Source organism: Rhizohabitans arisaemae (assembly GCF_025996515.1).
Lineage (GTDB): Bacteria > Actinomycetota > Actinomycetes > Streptosporangiales > Streptosporangiaceae > Rhizohabitans > Rhizohabitans arisaemae.
This window is the reverse complement of the sequence record NZ_BLRH01000035.1, coordinates 260,230-282,451: the sequence shown is the minus strand read 5'-3', so window position 1 is coordinate 282,451 and position 22,222 is coordinate 260,230. Positions and strand designations below refer to the sequence as shown.

The 22,222-nt window shown below is 71.0% G+C and carries 23 protein-coding genes; 5 read left to right on the top strand and 18 right to left on the bottom strand.

The features are described from left to right. Positions 1–44: 44 nt before the first annotated feature. A complete protein-coding gene (locus tag RUR_RS23465) occupies positions 45–1,622 on the bottom strand; it encodes a molybdopterin-dependent oxidoreductase (RefSeq protein WP_283137324.1) in 1,578 nt (525 codons plus the stop codon). Positions 1,623–1,808: 186 nt separating this feature from the next. Between RUR_RS23465 and RUR_RS23460 the strand changes: the two genes are divergently transcribed. Beyond that, positions 1,809–4,067 (top strand): protein kinase domain-containing protein, encoded by a 2,259-nt coding sequence (locus RUR_RS23460; RefSeq protein ID WP_283137323.1) that lies wholly within the window; start codon positions 1,809–1,811, stop codon positions 4,065–4,067. A 115-nt stretch (positions 4,068–4,182) separates the two neighbouring features. Continuing rightward, a complete protein-coding gene (locus tag RUR_RS23455; RefSeq protein ID WP_283137322.1) occupies positions 4,183–4,485 on the top strand; it encodes a hypothetical protein in 303 nt (100 codons plus the stop codon). A gap of 54 nt (positions 4,486–4,539) precedes the next feature. Here the strand turns inward: RUR_RS23455 and rdgB are convergent, their stop codons facing one another. The 5 genes from rdgB to RUR_RS23430 all read right to left on the bottom strand — a co-directional run bounded on the left by rdgB (position 4,540) and on the right by RUR_RS23430 (position 8,410). Next, positions 4,540–5,145, bottom strand: a complete 606-nt coding sequence (gene rdgB, locus RUR_RS23450) for an RdgB/HAM1 family non-canonical purine NTP pyrophosphatase (protein ID WP_283137321.1) — start codon at positions 5,143–5,145, stop codon at positions 4,540–4,542. Continuing rightward, positions 5,142–5,858, bottom strand: coding sequence for a ribonuclease PH (rph, locus tag RUR_RS23445; protein ID WP_283137320.1), 717 nt, complete (start codon positions 5,856–5,858; stop codon positions 5,142–5,144). Before rph ends, rdgB begins: the two co-directional genes overlap by 4 nt. Positions 5,859–5,867: 9 nt before the next feature. Next, positions 5,868–6,644, bottom strand: a complete 777-nt coding sequence (locus RUR_RS23440) for an MBL fold metallo-hydrolase (RefSeq protein ID WP_283137319.1) — start codon at positions 6,642–6,644, stop codon at positions 5,868–5,870. A gap of 13 nt (positions 6,645–6,657) precedes the next feature. After that, a complete protein-coding gene (gene murI / locus RUR_RS23435) occupies positions 6,658–7,539 on the bottom strand; it encodes a glutamate racemase (protein ID WP_283137318.1) in 882 nt (293 codons plus the stop codon). A 76-nt stretch (positions 7,540–7,615) separates the two neighbouring features. Continuing rightward, positions 7,616–8,410, bottom strand: a complete 795-nt coding sequence (locus RUR_RS23430) for an acyl-CoA thioesterase (RefSeq protein ID WP_283137317.1) — start codon at positions 8,408–8,410, stop codon at positions 7,616–7,618. A 207-nt stretch (positions 8,411–8,617) separates the two neighbouring features. Here RUR_RS23430 and RUR_RS23425 point away from each other — a divergent pair, with 207 nt between their 5' ends. Continuing rightward, positions 8,618–10,537 carry a DUF3352 domain-containing protein gene (locus tag RUR_RS23425; RefSeq protein WP_283137316.1) on the top strand — a complete coding sequence of 640 codons (1,920 nt, stop codon included), beginning with the start codon at positions 8,618–8,620 and terminating at the stop codon, positions 10,535–10,537. A 59-nt stretch (positions 10,538–10,596) separates the two neighbouring features. On the opposite strand, the gene RUR_RS23420 is transcribed toward RUR_RS23425, so the two are convergent. The 6 genes from RUR_RS23420 to clpS all read right to left on the bottom strand — a co-directional run bounded on the left by RUR_RS23420 (position 10,597) and on the right by clpS (position 13,471). Next, a complete protein-coding gene (locus RUR_RS23420) occupies positions 10,597–11,544 on the bottom strand; it encodes a PLP-dependent cysteine synthase family protein (protein WP_283137315.1) in 948 nt (315 codons plus the stop codon). Positions 11,545–11,559: 15 nt separating this feature from the next. Then, a complete protein-coding gene (locus RUR_RS23415; RefSeq protein WP_283137314.1) occupies positions 11,560–11,859 on the bottom strand; it encodes a MoaD/ThiS family protein in 300 nt (99 codons plus the stop codon). A gap of 142 nt (positions 11,860–12,001) precedes the next feature. After that, positions 12,002–12,124, bottom strand: coding sequence for a hypothetical protein (locus RUR_RS23410; RefSeq protein WP_283137313.1), 123 nt, complete (start codon positions 12,122–12,124; stop codon positions 12,002–12,004). A gap of 79 nt (positions 12,125–12,203) precedes the next feature. Further along, positions 12,204–12,620 carry a M67 family metallopeptidase gene (locus RUR_RS23405; protein WP_283137312.1) on the bottom strand — a complete coding sequence of 139 codons (417 nt, stop codon included), beginning with the start codon at positions 12,618–12,620 and terminating at the stop codon, positions 12,204–12,206. A 27-nt stretch (positions 12,621–12,647) separates the two neighbouring features. Next, complete coding sequence (locus tag RUR_RS23400; RefSeq protein WP_283137311.1) at positions 12,648–13,175, bottom strand: DUF2017 domain-containing protein; 528 nt, start codon at positions 13,173–13,175, stop codon at positions 12,648–12,650. Next, complete coding sequence (gene clpS, locus RUR_RS23395) at positions 13,172–13,471, bottom strand: ATP-dependent Clp protease adapter ClpS (protein WP_283137310.1); 300 nt, start codon at positions 13,469–13,471, stop codon at positions 13,172–13,174. Before clpS ends, RUR_RS23400 begins: the two co-directional genes overlap by 4 nt. An 82-nt stretch (positions 13,472–13,553) precedes the next feature. Between clpS and RUR_RS23390 the strand changes: the two genes are divergently transcribed. Together RUR_RS23390 and RUR_RS23385 are read left to right on the top strand one after the other, a co-directional pair. Further along, a complete protein-coding gene (locus tag RUR_RS23390) occupies positions 13,554–14,834 on the top strand; it encodes a nicotinate phosphoribosyltransferase (RefSeq protein ID WP_428847025.1) in 1,281 nt (426 codons plus the stop codon). Between the two features lie 72 nt (positions 14,835–14,906). After that, positions 14,907–15,482 (top strand): isochorismatase family protein, encoded by a 576-nt coding sequence (locus RUR_RS23385; RefSeq protein WP_283137308.1) that lies wholly within the window; start codon positions 14,907–14,909, stop codon positions 15,480–15,482. A gap of 3 nt (positions 15,483–15,485) precedes the next feature. Here RUR_RS23385 and RUR_RS23380 read toward each other — a convergent pair whose 3' ends face one another. The 6 genes from RUR_RS23380 to RUR_RS23355 all read right to left on the bottom strand — a co-directional run bounded on the left by RUR_RS23380 (position 15,486) and on the right by RUR_RS23355 (position 22,101). After that, on the bottom strand, positions 15,486–17,234 hold the full coding sequence (locus tag RUR_RS23380) for a DEAD/DEAH box helicase (RefSeq protein ID WP_283137307.1): 1,749 nt from the start codon (positions 17,232–17,234) through the stop codon (positions 15,486–15,488). 66 nt (positions 17,235–17,300) lie between these two features. Continuing rightward, the gene (locus RUR_RS23375) at positions 17,301–18,653 is read right to left on the bottom strand and encodes a hypothetical protein (protein ID WP_283137306.1); all 1,353 of its coding nucleotides are present in this window, start codon (positions 18,651–18,653) and stop codon (positions 17,301–17,303) included. Between the two features lie 70 nt (positions 18,654–18,723). After that, on the bottom strand, positions 18,724–20,028 hold the full coding sequence (locus RUR_RS23370) for an MFS transporter (protein ID WP_283137305.1): 1,305 nt from the start codon (positions 20,026–20,028) through the stop codon (positions 18,724–18,726). Positions 20,029–20,121: 93 nt separating this feature from the next. After that, positions 20,122–21,036, bottom strand: a complete 915-nt coding sequence (locus RUR_RS23365) for a zinc metalloprotease (RefSeq protein WP_283137304.1) — start codon at positions 21,034–21,036, stop codon at positions 20,122–20,124. Between the two features lie 190 nt (positions 21,037–21,226). Beyond that, positions 21,227–21,472 (bottom strand): DUF3039 domain-containing protein, encoded by a 246-nt coding sequence (locus tag RUR_RS23360; RefSeq protein ID WP_283137303.1) that lies wholly within the window; start codon positions 21,470–21,472, stop codon positions 21,227–21,229. 62 nt (positions 21,473–21,534) lie between these two features. Further along, positions 21,535–22,101, bottom strand: coding sequence for a YqgE/AlgH family protein (locus tag RUR_RS23355; protein ID WP_283137302.1), 567 nt, complete (start codon positions 22,099–22,101; stop codon positions 21,535–21,537). Positions 22,102–22,222 lie beyond the last annotated feature (121 nt).

The window sequence follows — 22,222 nt, the reverse complement described above, 5'->3', positions numbered from 1 at the left end:
GGATTGCCTTCCCCGGCGGGGCCCGTACCCTCGCGCGAACCCGGTCAGACGACCTCGACGATCACGCCGTGCCAGCCGGTGGCGCCGTCGGGGGCCACCGGGGTGCGTTCTTCGGGCTGGGTGTGGCCCTCCTTGTCGGTCGCCCGCACCTCGATCCGGTGCCGGCCCCGGGTCGCGTCCCAGTCGTAGGACCACTGCCGCCAGGTGTCCAGGCCGGGCACCTCGGCGAGCCTGGCCTGGTGCCAGCTCCCCTGGTCGATCCGGACCTCCACCGCCTCGATGCCGCGATGCTGCGCCCAGGCGACCCCGGCGACGGTGACCTTGCCCGCTTTGACCTTCTCGCCCAGCTTGGGGACGTCGATCCGGGACTGGGTCTTGACCGGCCCCTTCGCCGACCAGCCGCGCGGCGTCCAGTAGCCCTGGTCGTCGGCGAACCTGGTCACCTTGATGTCCACGACCCACTTGGTCGCCGAGACGTAGCCGTACAGGCCGGGAACCACCTGACGCACGGGGAAGCCGTGGTCGACCGGGAGCGCCTCGCCGTTCATCCCGATCGCGAAGAGCGCGTTCCTGCCGTCCATGACGACGTCGACCGGCGGGCCGCAGGTCCAGCCGTCGGCCGAGCGGGAGAGCAGCATGTCGGCGCCGGCCTGGATCCCGACGTCGCGCAGGACGTCGGCCATGGGGACGCCGAGCCAGCGGGCGTTGCCGATGAGAGGGCCGCCGACCTCGTTGGAGACGCAGCACAGGGTGACGTCGGCCTCGACCAGTTTGCGGCGCATGAGGTCGTCGAGGGTGAGCTCGACGGGCCGGTCGACGAGCCCGTGGATGCGGAGCCGCCAATCGCTCGGCGAGACCTGCGGAACGAAGAGCGCCGTGTCGATCCGGTAGAAGTCCTTGTTCGGCGTGACGAAGGGGGAGAGCCCGGGGACCTTGAAGTCGACGCCGGCGGGCAGCGGTGCCAGCGGCACCGTGGGTTTGGGGAGGGTGAGCGCGGTACGGGCTTCGCCCACCTCCATCCGTCCGGAGATCGCCCGGCCGAGGGCTCCGGCGACCCCGGCGACGCCCACGCCGACGGCGAGCCCGGTGAGCAGCCGCCGCCGGTCCGGCACGATCATCGACTCGGCTTCGGGCGCGGGGGCGGGCTCCGCGCCGGAAAGGATCTCCTCCGGCCCCGGCCGGGCGGGGGCGTGCCGGGGGTCGGCGCGCCGCAGGAGCACAAGGAGCGCGACGGCCCCGGCGATCCCGCCGAACACGGTCGGCAGGACGTCGAAGAGGGCGGTGTCGGGCCGGGCGAGGACGGCGGCGATCCCCACCGCGGCGAAGAGGCCGACGCCCGCCAGGCCGTACCCCGCCTTCCGCCGCGCCGCTGCGCCGATCAGCGCCGCGAAGCCGGTGAGCAGGACGGCGATCCCGCCCAGCAGAACCACCTTGTCGTACACGCCGAACGTCGCGATCGCCCAGTCCTTGATCTGCGCGGGCGTGAGGTCGATGACGGTGTCGCCGACCGCGATCACGGGGAAGGCACGGGGGTTGAGCAGCCCGGCGAAAAGCTGGGCGACGCCGATGGCCACGGCCCCTGCGACCACCCCGATCACGGGCCCGGCCCATCTCATGCGCATGCTGAAATCCCCTCGACGCGGGTGTAACAGTGAGACGCTACGCCCGACGGGGTGCCAATGGTCTTACCGGCTGCTTACACTCGCGCCCGATCCGGGCCGACGGCGGGAAACGCCGCGGGTGGCAAATGCTGTATTCCTGCAACATCCTCTACTATCGCGACATCCAGGCGAACTTCCGGAGGACCCGTGCCGCAGCACGCCCAGCTCATGCCCCACGACCCGCGGCGACTCGGAGGCTACGACCTACGCGGGCGACTCGGCGAGGGTGGCCAGGGCACCGTGTATCTCGGCGTGGACCGAGCAGACACCCAGGTCGCCGTCAAAGTGCTGCACGCCCGGTTCGCCGGGGACCCCGACACCGAGCGCCGCTTCCTTCGGGAAGCCGAGCTCGCCCAGCGGGTCGCCCCGTTCTGTACCGTTCCCGTCCTGGACGTCGGCGTCGACGGCGGCAGGCCGTACATCGTCAGCGAGTACGTCAAAGGCGCCTCGCTGCAGGAGTCGATCGCCACCCAGGGCTCCCGATCCCCCAGCAACCTGCTGCGGCTCGCCGTCAACACGGCCTCGGCGCTCGCGGCCATCCACCGGGCCGGCATCGTCCACCAGGACTTCAAGCCGAGCAACGTCCTGCTCGGCCCGGACGGACCTTGCGTGATCGACTTCGGCATCGCCCGGATCGACGGCCTCACCCAGACCGCCGGGGTCGGCGCCGGCACCCTCGCCTACATGTCCCCCGAGCAGATCACCGGGGGCGAGGTCGGCCCGGCGGCCGACATGTTCGCCTGGGCGCTCACGATCCTGTACGCCGCCACCGGGCAGTCGGCGTACGGCGAACGCGCGGTCCCCGGGTTCGTGATCCACGAGTCCGGCCGCAAACCCGATCTGAGCGGCCTGGCCGAGCCGCTGCGCGGCCTAGTCGACGCGTGCCTGTCCGTCGACCACAGCCTGCGGCCGAGTTCGGGCACCGTGGAGGACGTGCTCCGCGGGAAGGCCGTCCCGGCCCCGCCGCCCGCCTCGCCCACGGTCGCCCTCCCCAAGCCGACCGCGGTGCTCCCCTCGGCCGCCGGACACGAGCCGCCGCCCCACACCGGGCAGGCCCACCCCGTGCCCACCCAGGTCGGACCGCCGCCCACCGCCCTGTACCCGGGGACCCAGCCGCCCCAGTCCCACCCCGGTCCGCCCTCGCACAGCGCACCGCCCTACCCCGGACCGGCGCCGCAGAGCGTTCCGCCCTACCCCGGTCCGGCGCCGCAGAGCGTTCCGCCCTACCCCGGTCCGGCGCCGCACAGTGCCCCGCCGTACCCGGGCCCCGCACCGCAGAGTGTCCCGCCCCACCCGGGTCCCGCACCGTACACCGGGCAGCCGTACGGCGCACCGGCGTACCCGCCCGCCCCCGGTGGGCCGTACACCGGGGCCTCCCACCCCGGGGTCTCGCATCCGAGCGCCCCGCCGTACCGAACCGGGGCGTCGCACCCGCCCGCCGGGGGACCCGTCTCCGGGATACACGGCGAGCCGCTCGCCCAGAACGCCGGGCGGGTCATCGGCCTGGCCGTCACCGAGCTGGACGGCAGGCCGATCGCGATCACCGACAACTGGGACAGATCACTGCGGATCTGGGACCTGACGGTCCGCCAGCCGCTCGGCCGTCCGCTCAGCGGACACGGCGGCGACATCTGGTCGATCGCCGTCGCCCAGGTCGACGGCCGGCCGATCGCCGTGACGGGCAGCGCCGACAAGTCCATCCGGCTCTGGGACCTGCGGGTCCACCAGAACATCGGCATCCCGCTGACCGGGCACACCGACTGGGTACGCGCCCTCGTGGCCACCCGGGTGGACGGGCGGCCGACGGTGGTCTCGGCGAGCAACGACGGTTCGATCCGCGTCTGGGACCTCACCACCCAGCGGCCGGTCGGCGCACCGCTCGGCGGGCACGCCGGGTTCGTGCTGGGCCTCGACGCGGCGGAGGTCGACGGCCGTCCCGTGATCGTCTCCGGCGGCGCCGACAGGACCGTACGGGTCTGGGACGCGACGACCCACCAGCAGATCGGCGCCCCCCTCGCCGGGCACGGCGCCCCGGTCTGCGCGGTCGCGGTCACCTGGGCCGACGGCCGCCCGTTGATCGTCTCGGCGAGCGCCGACCACACCCTGCGCCTCTGGGACCTGCACACCCGGGAGGCGGTCGGCGGACCGCTCACCGGTCACTCCGGGGCGGTCCTGTCCGTCGCCGCCACCCGGATCGGCGGGCGGCCCGTGGTCCTGTCCGGCAGCGCCGACAAGACCCTGCGCCTCTGGGACCCCGCCACCCGCGCGCCGCTCACCGCCGGGCTTCCCGGGCACACCGGGGGCATCAACACGATCAGGATCGGCTCCGTCGGAGACCGCCAGACCGCGTTCACCGCCGGCTCCGACGGCATCCGCCTCTGGCGCCTGCCCCCACACCTCGGCTGATCCCCGGGTCGTGGGACAACCGTCCGGTACGGGCTCCGCGCCGCGGCCGCCGTACCGGACGACTGATCCACTCCGGAAGGACCCAAAGCGATCATTTGCCACTACCGTGATCACGGTGCAAAGAAGGATCATTGCGGCATTTGCCGTAGCAACGCTGCTGTTCGTCCCCGGCACCCCCGCCTTCGCGACCACCGACGCCCAATCGCAGACGACCTCGGCCGGTTGGTGCGAGGAAAGGCAACCCTCCGGCAGGTACTACTACCGGCACGGCACCCACTGGGACTGCGTCGTGCCCGGCGCCTTCTGCTCCAAAGCCCAGCGTCGCCAGTACGGATACTCCATGCGGGCCGCCGCCCACACCAAGCGCTACAAGTGTGTCCGGTACCCCAGCAACACCTGGCACTGGAAACGCGTCTGACAACCTCTCCGGTACGGGCTCCGCGCCGCGGCGGCCCGTACCGGAGGGTGCTCGCTAGAGGCCGGGGAAGCGGTCCAGGAGGGTGGCGAGTTCGCGGAAGGCGCGGCCGCGGTGGCTGATCGCGTCCTTCTCCGCGGGGGACATCTCGGCGGTGGTCCGGCTCTCGCCGTCGGGGACGAAGATCGGGTCGTAGCCGAAGCCGCCCGTCCCGCGCGGGGTGAACGTCAGCCGTCCGTGCAGTCTGCCCTCCACGACCCGCTCGTCCCCGCCGGGGAGCGCGAGCGCCGCGGCGCAGGTGAAATGGGCCTCGCGACGGCCCTCGGGCACATCCGAGACCTGGGCCAGCAGCAGGTCCAGGTTGGCCTGGTCGTCGCCGTGCTTGCCCGACCAGCGGGCCGAGAAGACACCCGGCATGCCGTTCAGCGCGCCCACGCAGAGGCCGGAGTCGTCCGCGATCGCGGGCAGGCCGGACCCCTGGGCGACGGCGTGCGCTTTGAGCAGCGCGTTCTCGGCGAAGGTCAGGCCGGTCTCGGCCACCTCCCCGATCTGCGGGAAGTCGGCCAGGCCGAGCAGGTGCACGGTCAGGCCCGCGTCGGCGAGGATCCTGCGGAGTTCGACGAGCTTGTGCTCGTTGCGCGTCGCCAGCACCAGGGATCTCACCGGAGCGCCTCCTCCTGGAGCAGGGTGAGTTCGACGCAGCCGTCCGAGGCGAGGTCGAGCATGCCGTTGAGCAGCCCGCGGTCGAACGGCGTGCCCTCGGCCGTCCCCTGCACCTCCACGTAGTTCCCGTCGCCGGTCATGACGACGTTCATGTCGGTCTCGGCGGAGACGTCCTCGGTGTAGCAGAGGTCGAGCATCGGGGTGCCGGCCACCACGCCCACGCTCACCGCGGCCACGGAGCCGATCAGGGGGTCGCCCGGGCACATCTTGCGCGCCTTCATCCACCGGACCGCGTCCGCCAGCGCCACGTAGGCGCCGGTGATGGCGGCCGTCCGGGTGCCGCCGTCCGCCTGGAGCACGTCGCAGTCGAGCACGATCGAGTTCTCCCCGAGCGCCTTGTAGTCGACGCAGGCGCGCAGGGAACGCCCGATCAACCGGGAGATCTCATGGGTGCGTCCGCCGATCTTGCCGCGTACCGACTCCCGATCGCTGCGGGTGTTGGTCGAGCGGGGCAGCATCGCGTACTCGGCGGTGACCCAGCCGAGGCCGCTCCCCCGCCGCCAGCGGGGCACGTCGCCCTGGACCGTGGCGGCGCACAGCACCCGGGTCCCCCCGAATTCCACCAGCACGGAGCCCTCGGCGTGCGCGAGCCACCCACGTTTGATCGTCACCGGCCGGAGTTGGTCGGCGTTTCGTCCGTCAGCACGAGCCATGCGGCCACCTTAGCCGCCGCCGGGCCCCCGCGAATCGCCGAGGTCGTAGACGGCGCCCGCCCGCGCGAGCTCCATGGGGCCCTCGAACCCGCCGCCGAACGCGTCCCGCAGGATCAGCTCGGGGTCGTACCAGGGGACCAGATGGGTGAGGATCAGGGTCGACACCGAGGCGCGCTTGGCGTATTCGGCGGCGTGCCGCCCGGTGAGGTGCAGGTCGGGGGGCAGGTCGGGCCGGTCGAGGAAGGACGCCTCGCAGAGCAGGATGTCGGCGTCGCGCGCCAGCCGTACCAGCTCCTCGGTCTCCCCGGTGTCGGCCGAGTAGGCCACCGTGGCGCCGCCGTGGGACACGCGGAAGCCGTACGTCTCCACCGGATGGTTCATCAGGGCGGTGGTCACCTCGAAGGGGCCGATCCGCCGGGTGCCCGGGGCGAGCGCCCGGAAATCGAACGCGTTCTCCATCCCGGGCTCCATCGGCATGCCGTACGCGGCGGCCATCCGGGCGGGCGCGTCCGCGGGGGCGTAGACGGGGATCCTGGCCTTGGCGCCGGAGGGGGAGTAGGTGCGCACCACGTGGTAGGCGCACAGGTCGAGGCAGTGGTCGGCGTGCAGGTGGGACAGGCAGATCGCGTCGAGGTCGTAGAGGCCGATATGGCGCTGCAGCGCGCCGAGCGAACCGTTCCCGAAGTCGAGGATCATGCGGAACCCCTCGGCCTCGAAAAGGTAGCAGGAGGAGGGGCTCTCCGGACCGGGGAAGCTCCCGGAGCAGCCGACGATCGTCATTCGCACAGGTAGAGGCCTCCTAGGGGTGTGTTCTGTCCACGGCTTGCACGCCGTTCACCGGCATCGGCTTGAACGGCGTGACGTCGACCAGCGTCCCGTTCACCTTCGCCGGGACACCCTCCACGATTCCGATCTCCGGCCCGAGGAACCGGCGGCCCAGCCGCCCGAAGAGCAGCGTGTCGCCGGTGGCCCGGAACCGGTGCGACGGCGGCGGCAGCGCCGGATCCCGGGCGAGCCCGCGGTCGTGGAGCACCCGGTAGACGTCCTTGGCGGTCTCCTCCGCGCTGGAGACCAGCGTCACGCCGTCGCCCGCCACGTAGGAGATCACCCCGGTGAGCAGGGGGTAGTGGGTGCAGCCCAGGATCAGGGTGTCGCAGCCGTTCTCCAGCACGGGCGCCAGGTAGCCCCGCGCCACCTCGATGAGCTCCTCGCTCATCGTCTCCCCGCGCTCCACGTACTCCACCAGCAGGGGGGCGGCCACGCTGGTCAGTTCGACGTGCGGGGCGGCGGCGAAGGCGTCGTTGTACGCCTGCGACTCGATGGTGGCCCGGGTGGCGATCACCCCGACCCGCCCGGTACGGGTGGCCCGCACCGCGCGCCGGGTGGCCGGTTGGATCACCTCCACCACCGGTACGTCGTACCGCTCCCGAGCGTCCCTGAGCATCGCCGCGCTGGCGGTGTTGCAGGCGATGACGAGCATCTTCACCCCGTGCTCGACCAGGTGGTCGAGGCATTCGAGGGCGTTGGCGCGCACCTCGGCGATCGGCTTGGGACCGTACGGCTGACGCGCCGTGTCGGCCACGTAGAGGATCGACTCGTGGGGCAGCTGGTCGAGGATGGCGCGGGCCACGGTCAGCCCGCCCACCCCGCTGTCAAAGATGCCGATGTTCAACTCCGCCATAGGGTCCAAGGCTAGAGGAGCCCCCTATCGATCTTTGACGTAGAAATACGTGTTCCTCCCCTTGAAATCCCCAACATCATCCCCGCCCCACCCGGGCCAGCTGCCGGGACTGGGCGATCAGGCGTCCGGCCTCGTCCCAGACCTCGACCTCCTCGTCGAACCAGCCGTCGCTGACGAGCCGCCCGCCGCAGATCAGGGTCAGCCATCCGGGTGCGGGCAGGGCCCGCAGATGCCAGCTGAGCTCCACGGTGGGCGCCCACCCGAACGAGCCGATGGAGAAGACGGCGGGCGGCAGGACGTCCACGGCGAGCGCGATCAGGTGGGGGTCCGGATCGATCTCCTCGCGCAGCCTGAAGTGGGCCCGCATCTCGACCCTGCCGCTCGGCGCGCCGCGGGACCAGCCCAGGGTCGGCGGGTCGAAGCGCAGGTCGATCCGCTCGTGCAGGGTCATGGCGAACTCGGGCCCGGGATCGGGCAGCGGCAGGCACTCCTCGACCGGGGGCAGCACCGCGCCCGGCGGGGCCGCCCAGTCGGGGTCGGCGTCCTCCCGCAGGGTGGCGGTGGTCGCCAGGGTGTCGAGGTACGCCGTGCCGTCCTGGACGAGTGTCGCCCGGGTCACGGCGGCGGTGCGGCCGGTCTTCATCTGCTCCAGGCGCACGCGGGCGGGCCCCGGTTTCGGCGTGCGCAGGAAGTGCGCGCTGGTGGAGACGGGGTGGGCGTGCGGCGAGGCGTCGGTGACGGCGCGGAGCACGGTGGCCATGAGGTAGCCGCCGTTGAGCGCGCCGGCGACCGTGTAGCCGGGGTCGAGGCATACGTCGTAGGTGTGCTCGTCGACGCGGGTCGCCTGCGTCGCCTCGTCGAACTTCGTCATCGCACCCCTCACTCGAATAATGTTCTGGCGCCCATCACCTTAACCGGGCGCTCGAACGGCGTGGCCGGGCAACGGGTGGGGGCGCACGGGTCCGGTTGCAAGCCAAGAGCAACCGGACGGCAAGTGGGATGTAATGCAGTGGTCCTCGGACAGTAGCGATCTCTATGCGTTACCGTCTGATCTGCCGCATTTGTATGGGGGTGGACTGTGTCCAATAACCAGGGATATCCGAACGAGCCGGAGCCCGATCTCTCCAAGACCCGGGCGATCAACCCGGGGACGTACGGCCAATACGGCCAGCCACCTCAAGGTGGACCATACAGTCCAAGTGGTGGGCAGAGCCAGGGTTACGGCACACAACCGTACGGACAGGGCCAACCTCCACCCCCGAACCCCAACTACGGCGCACCGCAAGCACCGCCGCAGGGACAGCAGCCTTACGGGGCACCTCAAGGACAGCCCTACGGGGCACCTCAAGGACAGCACTACACCCAGCCGCAGGGCAGCCAGCCGTACGGGGCACCGCAGGGACAGCAGCCGTACGGAGCCCCGAACCCCTCGTACGGGGCGCCGAGCCCGTCGTACGGCGCGCCGCAGGGCCAGCAGCCGTACGGCCAGGGCGCGAACTGGTCGCCGGGCGTGCCCGGATACGGCTCGCCGGAGTACCTCTCCGGGTCGCAGCACCCGACCCGGAAGAAGAAGAGCTCCTGGCTGGTGGCCGCGATCGCGGCGGTCCTGGTCCTGGTGGTCGGCGGCGGCGGGGTCTACGCCTTCAACACGCTCAGCGGCGGCGGCACCCAGCCGCACGAGGTGCTGCCGGGGAACGCGATCGCCTACGCCCGGGTGGACATCAACCCCTCGGCGGGCCAGAAGCTCGCCCTGTTCGGCTTCAGCCGCAAGTTCCCCTCGGCCTCGGAGCGGCTGGGCACGGGCGACGACCCGCGCCGGGCCCTCTTCGACAACCTGAAGCAGGAGACCGGCGACGACCTGAAGGCCGTCGACTACGCGCGCGACGTCGAGCCGTGGCTCGGCGACCGCCTGGGCCTCGCGGCCGTACCGGGCAAGAACGGGAACAACCCCGGGCTCGTCGTCGCGGTGGAGGTCAAGGACGAGGCCGCCGCCCGCGCCGGCATCCCCAAGCTCAAGATCAAGACCGGTTTCACGTTCCTCAACGGATACGCGATCTTCGGCGAGACCCAGGCCGACGCCGACCGGTACGCGGCCGAAGCGGGATCCTCGCCGCTCTCCTCGAACGCGAACTTCAGCGAGGACCTCGCCGCCCTCGGCGACCCCGGCGTCTTCTCCTTCTGGGGATCCCTCGGCGAGCTCACCAAGGCCTTCGGCGACCAGGGGATCGACCAGAACACGCTGGCCGCGGCGAAGAACGCCCGATTCGTCGGCGCGCTCCGCTTCGACAGCAGCTACGTCGAGCTCACCGGGGTGGTACGCGGCTTCGAGCAGATGAACGGCGTCGGCACGCCCGAGACGGTCAAGATGGGGACGCTGCCCGCCTCCACGGCCGCGGCGATCTCGTTCTCCGGGGTCTCGGAGAACCTCGGCGCCCAGTGGAACAAGAGCCTCGCCACGCTGACGGCCACGCCGGGCTTCGGCCAGTTCCTCGACCAGCTGCAGAGCCGGTACGGCATCACGCTCCCGGCCGACCTGCAGACCCTGCTCGGCAAGAGCCTCACCCTCTCCCTGGACGAGAAGGGTCTCGACCCGCAGGCGCCCGTGCCGACCATCGGCGCCCTGCTCACCACGGACGTCAACAAGGCCCAGGAAGTCCTCAACAAGGTCGAGCGGGTCCTCAACGACTCCGGGGCCGGGGTTAAGCTCACCAGGGTGCCCGCCGGCGACAGCCTGGCCGTGTCCAACTCACCGGAGTACGCCGGCCAGCTGGCCCAGGAGGGCGCGCTGGGCGACGACGAGGGCTTCAAGCTCGCGATCCCCGAGGCGGACAAGGCCAACTTCGCCGTCTTCGTCAACCTCGACAAGCTGGAGAAGCTCTACCTGCAGAGCCTGCCGGAGAACTCCCGCAAGGACCTCCAGCCGCTCCGCGCGGCGGGCGTGAGCGCGATCCAGGACGGCGACAACTCCCGGATAACGCTTCGGATCGTCGTCGGCTGAGCCACAACGACACCGGACGTCATGCCGGTCGGCCCCGTGCCGACCGGCATGATCCGTCTTCAGGCCCAGAGCTGGCCTTCCAGCCGCTCGGACGCCTCTTCGAGGGTGCCCTCGTAGGCACCGGTGGACAGGTACTTCCAGCCGCCGTCCGCGACGATGAAGACGATGTCCGCCCTGACCCCGGCCTTCACCGCTTTGGCGGCCATGCCGAGCGCCGCGTGCAGCGAGGCCCCGGTGGAGATCCCCGCGAAGATCCCCTCCTGGTCGAGGAGGTCCCGGGTCCGGCGGAGCGCGTCGTGGGAGGTCACCGAGAACCTGGTGGTGAGCACCCCGGGGTCGTACAGCTCGGGGATGAACCCCTCGTCCACGTTGCGCAGCCCGTACACCAGCTCCCCGTACCGGGGCTCGGCGGCCACGATCGAGACCCCGTCGACGTGCTCACGCAGATAGCGGCCGACGCCCATGAGCGTCCCCGTGGTGCCGAGCCCGGCGACGAAGTGGGTGAGGGTGGGCAGGTCGGCGAGGATCTCCGGACCGGTCGACTCGTAGTGGGCGCGGGCGTTGGCCTCGTTCCCGTACTGGTAGAGCATGACCCATTCGGGGTTCTGCGCGGCGAGCTCCTTGGCGACGCGGACCGCCTCGTTGGACCCGCCCGCGGCCGGGCTGGAGATGATCTCCGCGCCCCACATCCGGAGAAGCTGCCGCCGCTCCTGCGAGGTGTTCTCCGGCATGACGCAGATGAGCCGGTAACCCTTCAGCCGGGCCGCCATCGCCAGCGAGATCCCGGTGTTGCCCGAGGTGGGCTCCAGGATCGTGCAGCCCGGCCGGAGCAGCCCGTCCTTCTCCGCCTGCTGGATCATCCACAGCGCCGGGCGGTCCTTGACCGAACCGGTCGGGTTGCGGTCCTCCAGTTTGGCCCAGAGCCGGACGTCGGCCGAGGGGGACAGCCTGGGCAGGCCGACCAAAGGGGTGTGACCGACCGAGTCGATCAGGGATTCGAAACGCATCCGCGCGGACCCCGCTCAGCGAGTGAATCGACGCGGGACGCCGGAACCGCCGGCCACGGCGGGCAGCACCGTCACCGTGTCGCCGTCGGCGACCGGCGTGCCAAGCCCGCCGAGGAAGCGCACGTCCTCGTCGTTCAAGTAGATGTTGACAAACCTCCGCAGACCGCTGTCGTCGACAAGCCGTGCCCGGATGCCGGGGTGGCGCGCCTCCAGATCACCGATCAACTCGTCCAGGGTGGCACCCGCCCCCTCGACCGCCTTGGCACCATCGGTGTAGGTGCGCAGGATCGTCGGAATACGGACCTCGATGGCCATCGTCGCTCCTAGGTTCAATCGTCGTCATATGCCTTGCGTGCGATGCGGGAGACCCTGGCACCGGCACGGATTGCCTACAGATTCGCCTACCCGGTGCCGACGTGTCTGCCAACACAGCGGCGGCCACCGGGATTCCTGGGTGTCAGCGACCCGAACAGTCGTAGACGACGACGGCGGGAGTGTGCCCGAACAGATAGTTCTGCACGGGACTCGGCCAAATGATCGGCGACGTGCCGCGCCGGGCGGGGGCATGCGTCGCGAACATGGTCCTTAGTCTAGCCATAAGCACATCGGCGGCCATATGGCCCCGGTACGGCATGGCCCCGGTACGGCGGGACGCCGCCTCAGCCGTACGCCTCGACGACCCGGACCTCCTCCTCGGAGACCACGCCGTCCAGGATCCGGTAGGAGCGGAACTCGGTGTCGCTCTCGTCCCGGGTGGAGACCAGGACGTAGTGCGCGTTCGGCTCCGAGGCGTAGGAGATGTCGGTCCGGGAGGGGTAGGCCTCCGTCGCGGTGTGCGAGTGGTAGATGACGACCGGCTCCTCGTCCAGGTCGTCCATCTCCCGCCACACCCGGAGCTGCTCGTGGGAGTCGAACCGGTAGAAGGTGGGGGAACGCTCGGCGTTCTCCATCGGGATGAACCGCTCGGGGCGGTCGGAGCCCAGCGGGCCCGCGATCACCCCGCACGCCTCGTCGGGGTGGTCGGCCCGGGCGTGGGCCGCGATCCGGTCGACGAGGTCACGTGAGATCGTCAGCATGCGGGACAGGCTATCCGAGCGCCTGTCTCACCAGAGCGCCCGTACCAGGGAGTCCTGCAGGAAGGTGAGCCAGTCGTAGGTGACGAACGCCGGATAGCGCTCGTCGTCCTCGGACATGGCGGCGACCTCCTCGTGGATCTCCTCGGTGACCTCCAGGCGCACCCCCAGCGCCAGCCGCACGTCGTTGATGGAACGCAGCCACGCCTGTGCCTCCTCCTGATCGAGCCGGACCTTTCCGGGGAGGGCCGTCTGCATCAGGGTGGAGGCGTCGTCGCGTTTGCCGTCCCGCAGCGAGGCCTCGGTGTAGCGCCGGAACTCCCCGGCCGCCTCCGGGTCCTCGCGGTAGGCCGAGGGGAAGAACCGGGCGAGCACCGGGTCGTCCGGGGGGCCGGCCGAGTCGACGATCCCGAGCGCGCGCTCCAGCGGATCGTCGCCGACGGCTCCGGGCTCCACCAGGCCGAGGATCTGGGACGCGAGCGACCGGAGGATCGCGACCTCGCCGACGTCGAGCCGGATCTCCACCCCGTCCCCGCGCCGGGTGAACCCGCCGCTCACGCGGTGTCCTGCTGCACGGTGGCCCACAGTCCGTAGGAGTGCAGGATCTGAACGTCGCGTTCCATCTCTTCCCGGCTCCCACTCGCCACAACGGCTTTGCCCTTGTGATGGACGTCCAACATCAGCTTCTCGGCCTTGGCTTTGGGGTATCCGAAGACCGTTTGGAAGACGTAGGTCACATAGGACATCAGATTGACCGGATCATTCCAGACAATCGTCAGCCACGGCAGATCGGGCCGGACGTCTGCCGAAGGACGCTCAACCTCGACCGGAGCGGTACTAGCCACGTACACCATCCTGCACCACCTCAGCCGTAGTCTTCACACTGTGGAAAACGCCGCGAGCACCGCGTTACTGACCGATCACTATGAGCTGACCATGGTGCAGGCGGCGCTCCGCGGCGGTGTCGCGGACCGGCGCTCGGTCTTCGAGGTCTTCTCGCGGCATCTGCCGGCGGGGCGCAGGTACGGTGTGGTGGCCGGAACAGGCCGTCTGCTCGAAGCGCTGGAGGGATTCCGCTTCGGCCCGGACGAGCTGGAGTTCCTGAGGGCGCACCGGGTGGTCGACGAGGAGACCGTCCGATGGCTCTCGACATACCGCTTTACTGGAGATATTTACGGTTATCAAGAGGGCGACTGCTATTTCGCCGGATCGCCGATCCTCGTCGTGGAGGGCACGTTCGCCGAGGCGGTGATCCTGGAAACCTTGGTGCTGTCCGTACTCAACCATGACTGTGCGATCGCCTCGGCGGCCTCCCGGATGGTCTCCGCCGCGGGCTCCCGCCCCTTGATCGAAATGGGCACGCGCCGGACCCACGAGTCGGCGGCGATCGCCTCGGCCCGCGCGGCCTACCTCGCCGGCTTCGCCGCCACCTCCAACCTCGCCGCGGGCCGGCGGTACGGCATCCCCACGGCGGGCACCGCCGCGCACGCCTTCACCCTCCTGCACGACAGCGAGCGGGCCGCCTTCGCCGCCCAGGTGGCCTCGCTCGGCCCCCGGACGACGCTCCTGGTCGACACCTACGACCTAGCCGCGGGGGTGCGCACCGCGATGGAGGTCGCCGGCGGGCGACTCGGCGCGGTCCGGATCGACTCCGGCGACCTCGCCCTCGCCGCCGCCGAGGTCAGGGCGCTGCTCAACTCGCTCGGGGGTGAACACACCCGGATCATCGTCACCGGTGACCTGGACGAGCACTCCATCGCCGCGCTCGCCGCCGCGCCGGTCGACGGGTACGGCGTCGGCACCTCCCTGGTGACCGGCTCGGGGGCGCCCACCGCAGCGCTCGTCTACAAGATGGTCGCGCGGGCGACCGGGCCGGGCGGTCCGCTGGAGCCGGTGGCCAAGAGCTCGGTGGGCAAACCCAGCCGGGGTGGGCGCAAACACGGCTTGCGGCGCCTGGCGGACGGCCGGGCGACGGCCGAGCTGGTCGTGGTCGAGCCCCGGGAGACCCCTGCGGGCGTCCGGCTCGACTCCGATCCGCCCGGCGGGGCCGTGACGGACCGGCCGCTCATGGTCCGGCTGGTCAGGAACGGTGAGATCGTCGGGCGGGAGTCCCTGGACCTGGCCCGGGCCCGGCACACCGACAGCCTCGGCGAGCTCCCGCGCACCGCGGTGCAGCTCTCCCGGGGAAGCGCGGCGATCCCCACAGAGTTCATCTAGCTTTAGCCGGATATTTCCTGTGATGGGTGACGGCGGGGACGGCGGGGAAGACCAGTCGAGGAGGGAGACGCCATGAAAAACGCGCTGGTCGTCGTGGACGTGCAGAACGACTTCTGCGAAGGTGGCTCGCTCGCGGTCGCGGGCGGCGCCGAGGTGGCCGCCGCGATCTCCGAGCACATGCGGAAGACGCCCTACGACCTCGTCGTGGCCACCCGCGACTACCACGTGGACCCCGGTGACCACTTCTCCGAGTCGCCGGACTACGCGACCACCTGGCCGCCGCACTGCGTCGCCGACACACCCGGGGCCGGCTTCCACCCCGCGCTCGACCTGAGCCGGGTGACGGAGGTCTTCAGCAAGGGCGAGCGGTCCGCGGCGTACAGCGGATTCGAAGGCCGTTCCGCCGACGGAAGCACCCTGGCCGACTGGTTCGCCGAACGCGGGGTGACCTCCGTCGACGTGGTCGGGATCGCCACCGACCACTGTGTACGGGCGACCGCCGCGGACGCCGCCTCGGCCGGGCTCACCACCCGGGTCCTGCTGGACCTGACCGCCGGGGTGGCCCGGGAGACCACCGCCAAGGCCCTGCGGGAACTCCGCGCCAAAGGCGTCGCCCTCGTCGGCACCCCCGTCGTCCGGAGCGACTGAGCCCTAGCGGGACGCCCACTTGCGGATGGTCTCGATCCGCGTCCGGATCTGCTCGGCCGACGCCTGCGCCATGGACGGGCCGCCGCAGGCCCGGCGGAGCTCGGCGTGGATCACGCCGTGCGGCTGGCCGGTCCGGTGGTTCCACGCGCCGACCAGGCCGTTCAGCTCCTTGCGCAGCTGGGCCATCTCCTCGTGCGGGGTCAGCTCGGGCGGAGCCTGCTCCTCGGCCGGCTTACGGCGTTTGGCGGCGAGCTGGTCGGCCTGCCGCTTGCGCAGGAGCGTGGCCACCTGGTCGGGTTCGAGCAGGCCGGGCAGGCCGAGGAAGTCCTCCTCCTCTGGTGACCCGTGCGCCGCGGCCGTACCGAACTCCCCGCCGTCGAAGAGCACCCGGTCGAAGGTGGCGGAGGCCTCCACGGTCTCGAAGGGCAGCTCGTCCCCCACCACGTCCGGGGTGTCCTTCTTCTCCCGGGCCTGCTCCAGGAGCTCGTCGTCCAGGCCGTCCTCGGGTGGCCTGCGGTTCAGGACGTGGTCCCGCTCGACCTCCATCTCCGCCGCGAAGCCCATGAGGGTGGGCACCGAGGGGAGGAAGACCGACGCGGTCTCCCCCCGCTTGCGCATCCGGACGAAACGGCCGATGGCCTGGGCGAAGAAGAGCGGGGTGGAGACACTGGTGGCGTAGACCCCGACCGCCAGGCGGGGGATGTCCACGCCTTCGGAGACCATCCGGACGGCGACCAGCCAGCGCTGCTCCGACGCCGAGAACTGCTTGATCTTGTTGGAGGCCTCCGGGTCGTCGGAGAGGACGACCGTGGCCCCCTGACCGGTGATCGACCGGATGTGCGCCGCGTAGGCGCGGGCCGTCTCGTGGTCCGAGGCGATGACCAGGGCACCGGCGTCGGGCACCCCGCGCCGGACCTCGGTGAGCCGCTTGTCCGCGGCCATCAGCACCTGGCGGATCCAGTCGCCCTTCGGGTCCAGGGCCGCCCGCCACGCCTGGGACAGCTGATCCTTGGTGAGCGGCGTGCCGAGGGCGGCGGTGATCTCGTCCCCGGCCCGGGTGCGCCAGCGCATCTCCCCCGCGTACGCCAGGAAGATCACCGGCCGGACGACGCCGTCGGCGAGCGCGGGCCCGTACCCGTAGGAGTAGTCGGGCACCGACCGCAGCGCGCCGTCGGAATCCTCGACATAGGAGACGAACGGGATCGGGTTGGTGTCCGAGCGGAACGGCGTGCCGGTGAGGGCGAGCCGCCGCCGCGCCGGATCGAACGCCTCGCGGACGCCGTCGCCCCAGGACTTGGCGTCGCCCGCGTGGTGGACCTCGTCGAAGATGACCAGCGTCTTCCGGGCCTCGGTGCGGGCCCGGTGCAGCGCCGGGTGCATGGCGACCTGCGCATAGGTCACCGCCACCCCCGCGTAGGTGGACGAGACCGCGCCCTGGCTGTTCTTGAACTCGGGATCGATCGCGATCCCCACCCGGCTCGCCGCGTCGGCCCACTGCCGCTTCAGATGCTCGGTCGGCGTGACAATCGTCACAGACTGAATGATCCGTCGCTGGATGAGCTCACCGGCGATCCGCAGCGCGAAGGTGGTCTTGCCGGCGCCGGGTGTCGCGACGGCGAGGAAGTCCCGCGGTTCCCGCTGGAAATAAAGGGTGATCGCCTCCTGCTGCCAGGCACGGAGCTTCTGCGCGGTGCCCCAGGCGGCGCGATCCGGATAGGCGGGCGGGAGGCTCGAAGCGGCGAAGGTGCTCACGGTGGGACAAGGGTAGTCGCAGCGACCGACAAGACGTGCCGAGGACCGCGATACTCGCCAAGAGCACTACGGAGTGCTATGGACGCTCCGGATCACCGCGTCGATCTGCTCCCGCAGCCGCGGATCGTCGGACCGGCCCACCCCGAGCAGCATGACCGTGGCCGAAGACCCCTCCAGCAGGGTCAGGCGCAGGTACCTCGGCTGGGCCAGCGCGTCGTCGTACTCCCCCCGGACCGCTTTGGTGAACGCGGGCTTGCCGTCGAGGGTCTCCTCGCGTTCCTCCAGGGTGCGGAGCCGGTCGTGGCGGAGGAAGAGCCTGGCGTGCTCGCGGACGAGCGGCTCCAGCGCGGCCCGCATGTCCCCGCCGGGACCCGGCCCGACGTACACCGTCGCCGAACCGTCGCCCGTCTCCGCGAACGAGGTGAACCCCGAGGGCACCACGTCGGTACCCGCCCGCCACCCCGCCGGGAGCGTCACGCTCACCCCGGTCGCCCCGTCCCGGAGGGCGTCCCGCGGCCCGCCCAGCGCGAAGTAGCCTCCGGCGAGCACCAGGCCGATGGCCAGGGCCACCCAGACCCCGCGCCGTCTCGGCTTGACCGGCGCGCCGTACCTGCGGCCGGACGGGGGCACGTCGTCCTGGACCTCCGCGGCACGCCGGGGGCCTCCCGCCGTCCGCTCGAACCGCCCGCCCGGATCCCCATACCCCTCAAGATCGGAAGCCTGAGCCTGCACCCCGTACGGGCTCACCTGCCACCGATCCCGCTCCTCCGACTCCTCGTCCTCAATCCCCTCGTCCTCAATCCCCTCGTCCTCAAACCCTTCGTCCTCGAACTCCTCGTCGACGTCCTCATCGACACGGGGAACGGCCGCCACGCCGTACGGACGGGGACGCCACCCACCCCCCTCCGTCCGCTCGAACCGCCCGCCCGGGTCCCCGTCGTCCCCGTACCCCTCATGATCGGAAGGCTGGGCCCGCACCCCGTACGGGCCCACCCGCCACCGATCCCGCTCCTCCGACTCCTCGTCCTCAATCCCCTCGTCCTCGAATTCCTCATCGAGGTCCTCGTCGGTACGGCGTACGGCCGCCACGCCGTACGGGCGCGCACGCCGGTGGGCCTCTTCCGCCTCCTCATCCGGGAACCCCGCGTCGTACCCCGCGTCGTCGTCCCGCTCAAGCCGCCCGGCGCGACCCCGCGGAGTGCCGGGCACGGAATCACCCCACAGGGGTCCTTCGTCGTCGAAGGCGTGGTCGTCCCCTTGAGGATCCGCGGGGTCCTTCGGTCCGAGCGGCTCCTTCAGCTTCCGGTACCACCCCAGCCGGGGGTCCTCGTCGTCGGACACGGCTTCGGGGTCGGGGGGGTACGGCTCCCGCTCCCCCCGCAACGCCTTGCGTACCTTGCTGAACGGCCCCTCATGCACGGCGGCTCCTCGACGACCACAGGTCCTTTGAGTATTGCCCCGAGTACCGGCAGGCGGTAGCCCGTACGGGTCAGCGCTCCCGCATCCGCAGGGCGGCCACCGAGGAGAAGGCCGCCAGGAGTGCCATGGCCACGACGGTGACGGTGAAGCCCACGGCCAGCCGGTCCCGGCCGATCGCGTTGATGATCGCCCCGCCGGCGCCGATGGCGAGGGAGGCGCCAAGGGTGTCGCAGACCTGCAGCGCGGCGGAGTTGACCCCCTGCTCGGCGACCGGCGACTGCCGCAGCATCGTCACGTTGACGCTGGTGATGGCGACCCCCATGCCGAGCCCGGCGACCATCCAGACCGGTACGGCCACCCAGCCGCTCACCCCGGGGAGGCCGATGGCGACGGTCCCCGCGATCCCGAGTGCCACGCAGACGGCCCCCCAGCGAACCAGGTTGATCCGGTCGTAGGACCGGCGGGCCTGCAGGTAGGAGCCGAGGGACCAGCCGACGGCACCCGTGGTGAGGGCGATCCCCGCGTTGGTGGTGGAGAAGCTGTGCACGTCGGTGAGCAGCCACGGGATGAACGAGTTGACGCCGAAGAAGGCGGCCGCGAGGAAACCGCGCATGACGATGGTCGTGGGCAGGCCGCGTCCGAGCCGCAGCGCGCCTGCGGGGAGCAGCCGGGGGAGCCCGAGGAGCAGCATCGCCGTGCCCGCCACGGTGGCGGCGATCGGGAGCGCGCCGGATCGAAGGTTGTCGATCCCGTACAGGATCGCGGTCGCGCCGGCCGCCACGGCGATCGCGGCGACGGTCCGCACCGCCGGCCGGGCCCGGCCCGTCGCGGGCGCACCGGCCTCCTCCGGTGGGGCCCCGGTCCGCCGCAGGACCGGCAGCAGGAGCAGGAAGCCCGGTATCACCAGGGGGATCGTGCCGAGGAAGACCCAGCGCCACCCGGCGGCCTGCGCGACGAAGCCGGCGACGGCGGGCCCGATCAGAGAGGGGAGGACCCAGGCCGCGGAGAGGGCGGCGAAGATCTTCGGCTGCAGGCTCTGCGCATAGGCCTGGGCGATCAGCACGTACATGGCGACGATCACGGCGCCGGCGCCGAAACCCTGAATGGCGCGGGCGATGATGAAGAGCTCTTTGGAGCCGACGACGCCGGCCATGGCCATCCCCGCGATGAACAGGCCGAGCCCCAGCACCATCGGCAGGAGCGGGCCCCTGCTGTCCGACCAGAGACCGGCGATCACGTTGACGAGAAGCCCGGCCATGAGGAACGCGGAAAAGCTCCACGCGTACAGGTCGAAGGCGTTGAGCTCGCGGGAGACCTCGGGCATCACGGTCCCGACGGCCATGGCCTCGAACGCGATCAACGTGACAACGAGCACGATGCCCACCGTCACGGGACGGTTGGCGCCGGAGAAGATACCTGTTTGGGGAGATTCGGGGGAAGGTTTACTGATCGTTGTCACTAACTAAGGTTATGCGGATATTTCAAGAGGTTCCGCAGCGGGTACCCGGTACTGCTGCCACATCTCGCGCATCCGGACGCCCTGCCCGGTCGTGAACTCGGTCATGCAGCGGTCGTGTGAGTAGTCCATGAAGTTGTGGATGGGGTCGTCGCCCGGAATCGTCTTGCAGGTGTCCTTGCGCGCCGGGCAGCCCTCGGTGGCCTGCCCCGCCGCCGGGGTGTCGGCGACGTGGTCCCCGGGCTCCGCGCACCCGTTCTCGAAGGTGTGCAGCAGCCCCAGCCAGTGGCCGATCTCGTGGACCCCCGTGTAGCCGCGGTCGAAGTTCTTCAGGGCGCCCCCGGGCAGGGTGCGCCAGTCGATCACGACGCCGTCCAGCTTGGGGCTCCGGGCGTACCAGTGCGGGTACGTCGCATAACCGAGCACAAGCTCGCTCAGCTGTGCGATGTACAGGTTCAGCGTGTCCTGGCCGCCCTTGCGCAGCGCGGTCTTCATCGCCGTCTCGTTGCCGAGCGGGTCGCGGAACCACACCTTGTTGACCACCCGGTTGACCCCCTCCAGCCGGAAGCGGACCCGGGTGTCGGCCCCGCCGAGCCGCCCGCCGTACGCGGCGTTCAGCACCTCGACCTGGCGGAGGGCGCTCTGGGTCGTGGCCCCGCGCACCCCGTCGCCCAGCAGGTGGATCCAGAGCGGGACCGTGATGAACTCGTCGGCGCCGACCTGCCCGGCGGCCCCGCGGACCCGGCGCCGCATTTCGAGATCGGCCTGCATCTCGGCTATCTGGGCCGAGGTGGGGGCGTACGGCTCCGCGCCGCGCGAGCCGTGGGGATCGGCGCAGGGCTCGGTGGACGCCCAGCCCGGGGTCAGACTCTGACCCAGGCCCGCGAAAGCGAGCAGGCACACCAGAACGGTGGCGAAGCGCGACATGAGCATCCCCCGATACGTCGCTTGCGCGGCGTATCCGAGAGATGGCGGTCACATGGTCACGCAGGGACGCCACGCCTCGGCGCATCCCCCCGCGCGCCGATTCGATGTGACGACGCTAACGGGTGCCCTCCTCACGGACGGTGAGCAACACGGCTCCATGCCGTCCGGATTGCGAGGACCCGCCAGGCGCTCACTCCGGTTCGTCGCCCTTTGGCAGTCCCTCGTAGACCTCTTTGCACTCGGGGCAGACCGGGAAGCGGCTCGGGTCCCGGTTCGGCACCCAGACCTTGCCACAGAGCGCGCGGATCGGGGTCCCCATGACCGCGCTCTCCATGATCTTGTCCTTCTCCACGTAGTGCGCGAACCGCTCGTGGTCCCCGTCTCCGTGGGAGAGGTCGGGCTTGATGTCACTGTCAGGCAGGATCTTTGTGCTCACTCTGCCGAGTCTACGAGTTTTGCGGCCCGGCCCGGCCGCCGAACGGGGCGATCGACGCACGCTCAGTTCATGGTGGGGTCGTCCGGGCAGTTGGCCACGAACGCCATTTCCCCGCCCTGGCGGCGCAGGACCGACCGCCAGAGCCGTTCGGGCACCTCGCTGAAGGCGTCCCCGGGCTCGGAGTCCAGGATGTACCAGGCGCCGTCCGCGACCTCGGCGTCGAGCTGGCCCGCCGACCAACCGGCGTAGCCGGCGAAGATCCGCATCTGGGTGATCTCGGCGGCGAGGATCTCCGGCGGCGCGTCAAGGTCGACGGTGCCCAGGTCCGACAGGCCGGACGGACCCCCCAGCCGCTTCCACCCGAGCGGGTCCGCCCCACTGGGCACCGCGGCGATGGCGAGCGCGCTGTCCAGTTGCACCGGACCGCCTTGAAACACCACCGACGGCCCGCTGACCAGGGGACTCCACGCCGACAGCACCTGCAGGACGGAGACCTCGGTCGGCCGGTTCAGCACCACCCCAAGGGTCCCCGCCGCCTGATCGTGCTCGACGATCAAGACCACACTGCGCCGGAAATTGGGGTCCTCAAGGAGGGGTGTGGCCACCAGCAACCCGCCAACGGAGATCATGCCTCCATCTTGACGTGATTTCCAGGTCCCTGTCACAGCCCAGAAGCACGGGGTTACACATTGTAATTAGATGGGCACTTTCCGTGATAGACGTCTCTCATGTGGTGATGCCAGGGGGATT

Coding starts and splice junctions, on each gene's coding strand:
- RUR_RS23430 (WP_283137317.1), bottom strand. CDS start 8,410: ATGACGAAGTTCGACGAGGCGACGCAGGCGACCCGCGTCGACGAGCAC.
- RUR_RS23465 (WP_283137324.1), bottom strand. CDS start 1,622: ATGCGCATGAGATGGGCCGGGCCCGTGATCGGGGTGGTCGCAGGGGCC.
- RUR_RS23410 (WP_283137313.1), bottom strand. CDS start 12,124: ATGTTCGCGACGCATGCCCCCGCCCGGCGCGGCACGTCGCCGATCATT.
- RUR_RS23355 (WP_283137302.1), bottom strand. CDS start 22,101: ATGATCTCCGTTGGCGGGTTGCTGGTGGCCACACCCCTCCTTGAGGAC.
- rph (WP_283137320.1), bottom strand. CDS start 5,858: ATGGCTCGTGCTGACGGACGAAACGCCGACCAACTCCGGCCGGTGACG.
- RUR_RS23365 (WP_283137304.1), bottom strand. CDS start 21,036: ATGTCGCGCTTCGCCACCGTTCTGGTGTGCCTGCTCGCTTTCGCGGGC.
- RUR_RS23405 (WP_283137312.1), bottom strand. CDS start 12,620: ATGCTGACGATCTCACGTGACCTCGTCGACCGGATCGCGGCCCACGCC.
- RUR_RS23385 (WP_283137308.1), top strand. CDS start 14,907: ATGAAAAACGCGCTGGTCGTCGTGGACGTGCAGAACGACTTCTGCGAA.
- RUR_RS23420 (WP_283137315.1), bottom strand. CDS start 11,544: ATGCGTTTCGAATCCCTGATCGACTCGGTCGGTCACACCCCTTTGGTC.
- murI (WP_283137318.1), bottom strand. CDS start 7,539: ATGGCGGAGTTGAACATCGGCATCTTTGACAGCGGGGTGGGCGGGCTG.
- RUR_RS23415 (WP_283137314.1), bottom strand. CDS start 11,859: ATGGCCATCGAGGTCCGTATTCCGACGATCCTGCGCACCTACACCGAT.
- clpS (WP_283137310.1), bottom strand. CDS start 13,471: ATGGTGTACGTGGCTAGTACCGCTCCGGTCGAGGTTGAGCGTCCTTCG.
- RUR_RS23390 (WP_428847025.1), top strand. CDS start 13,554: ATGGTGCAGGCGGCGCTCCGCGGCGGTGTCGCGGACCGGCGCTCGGTC.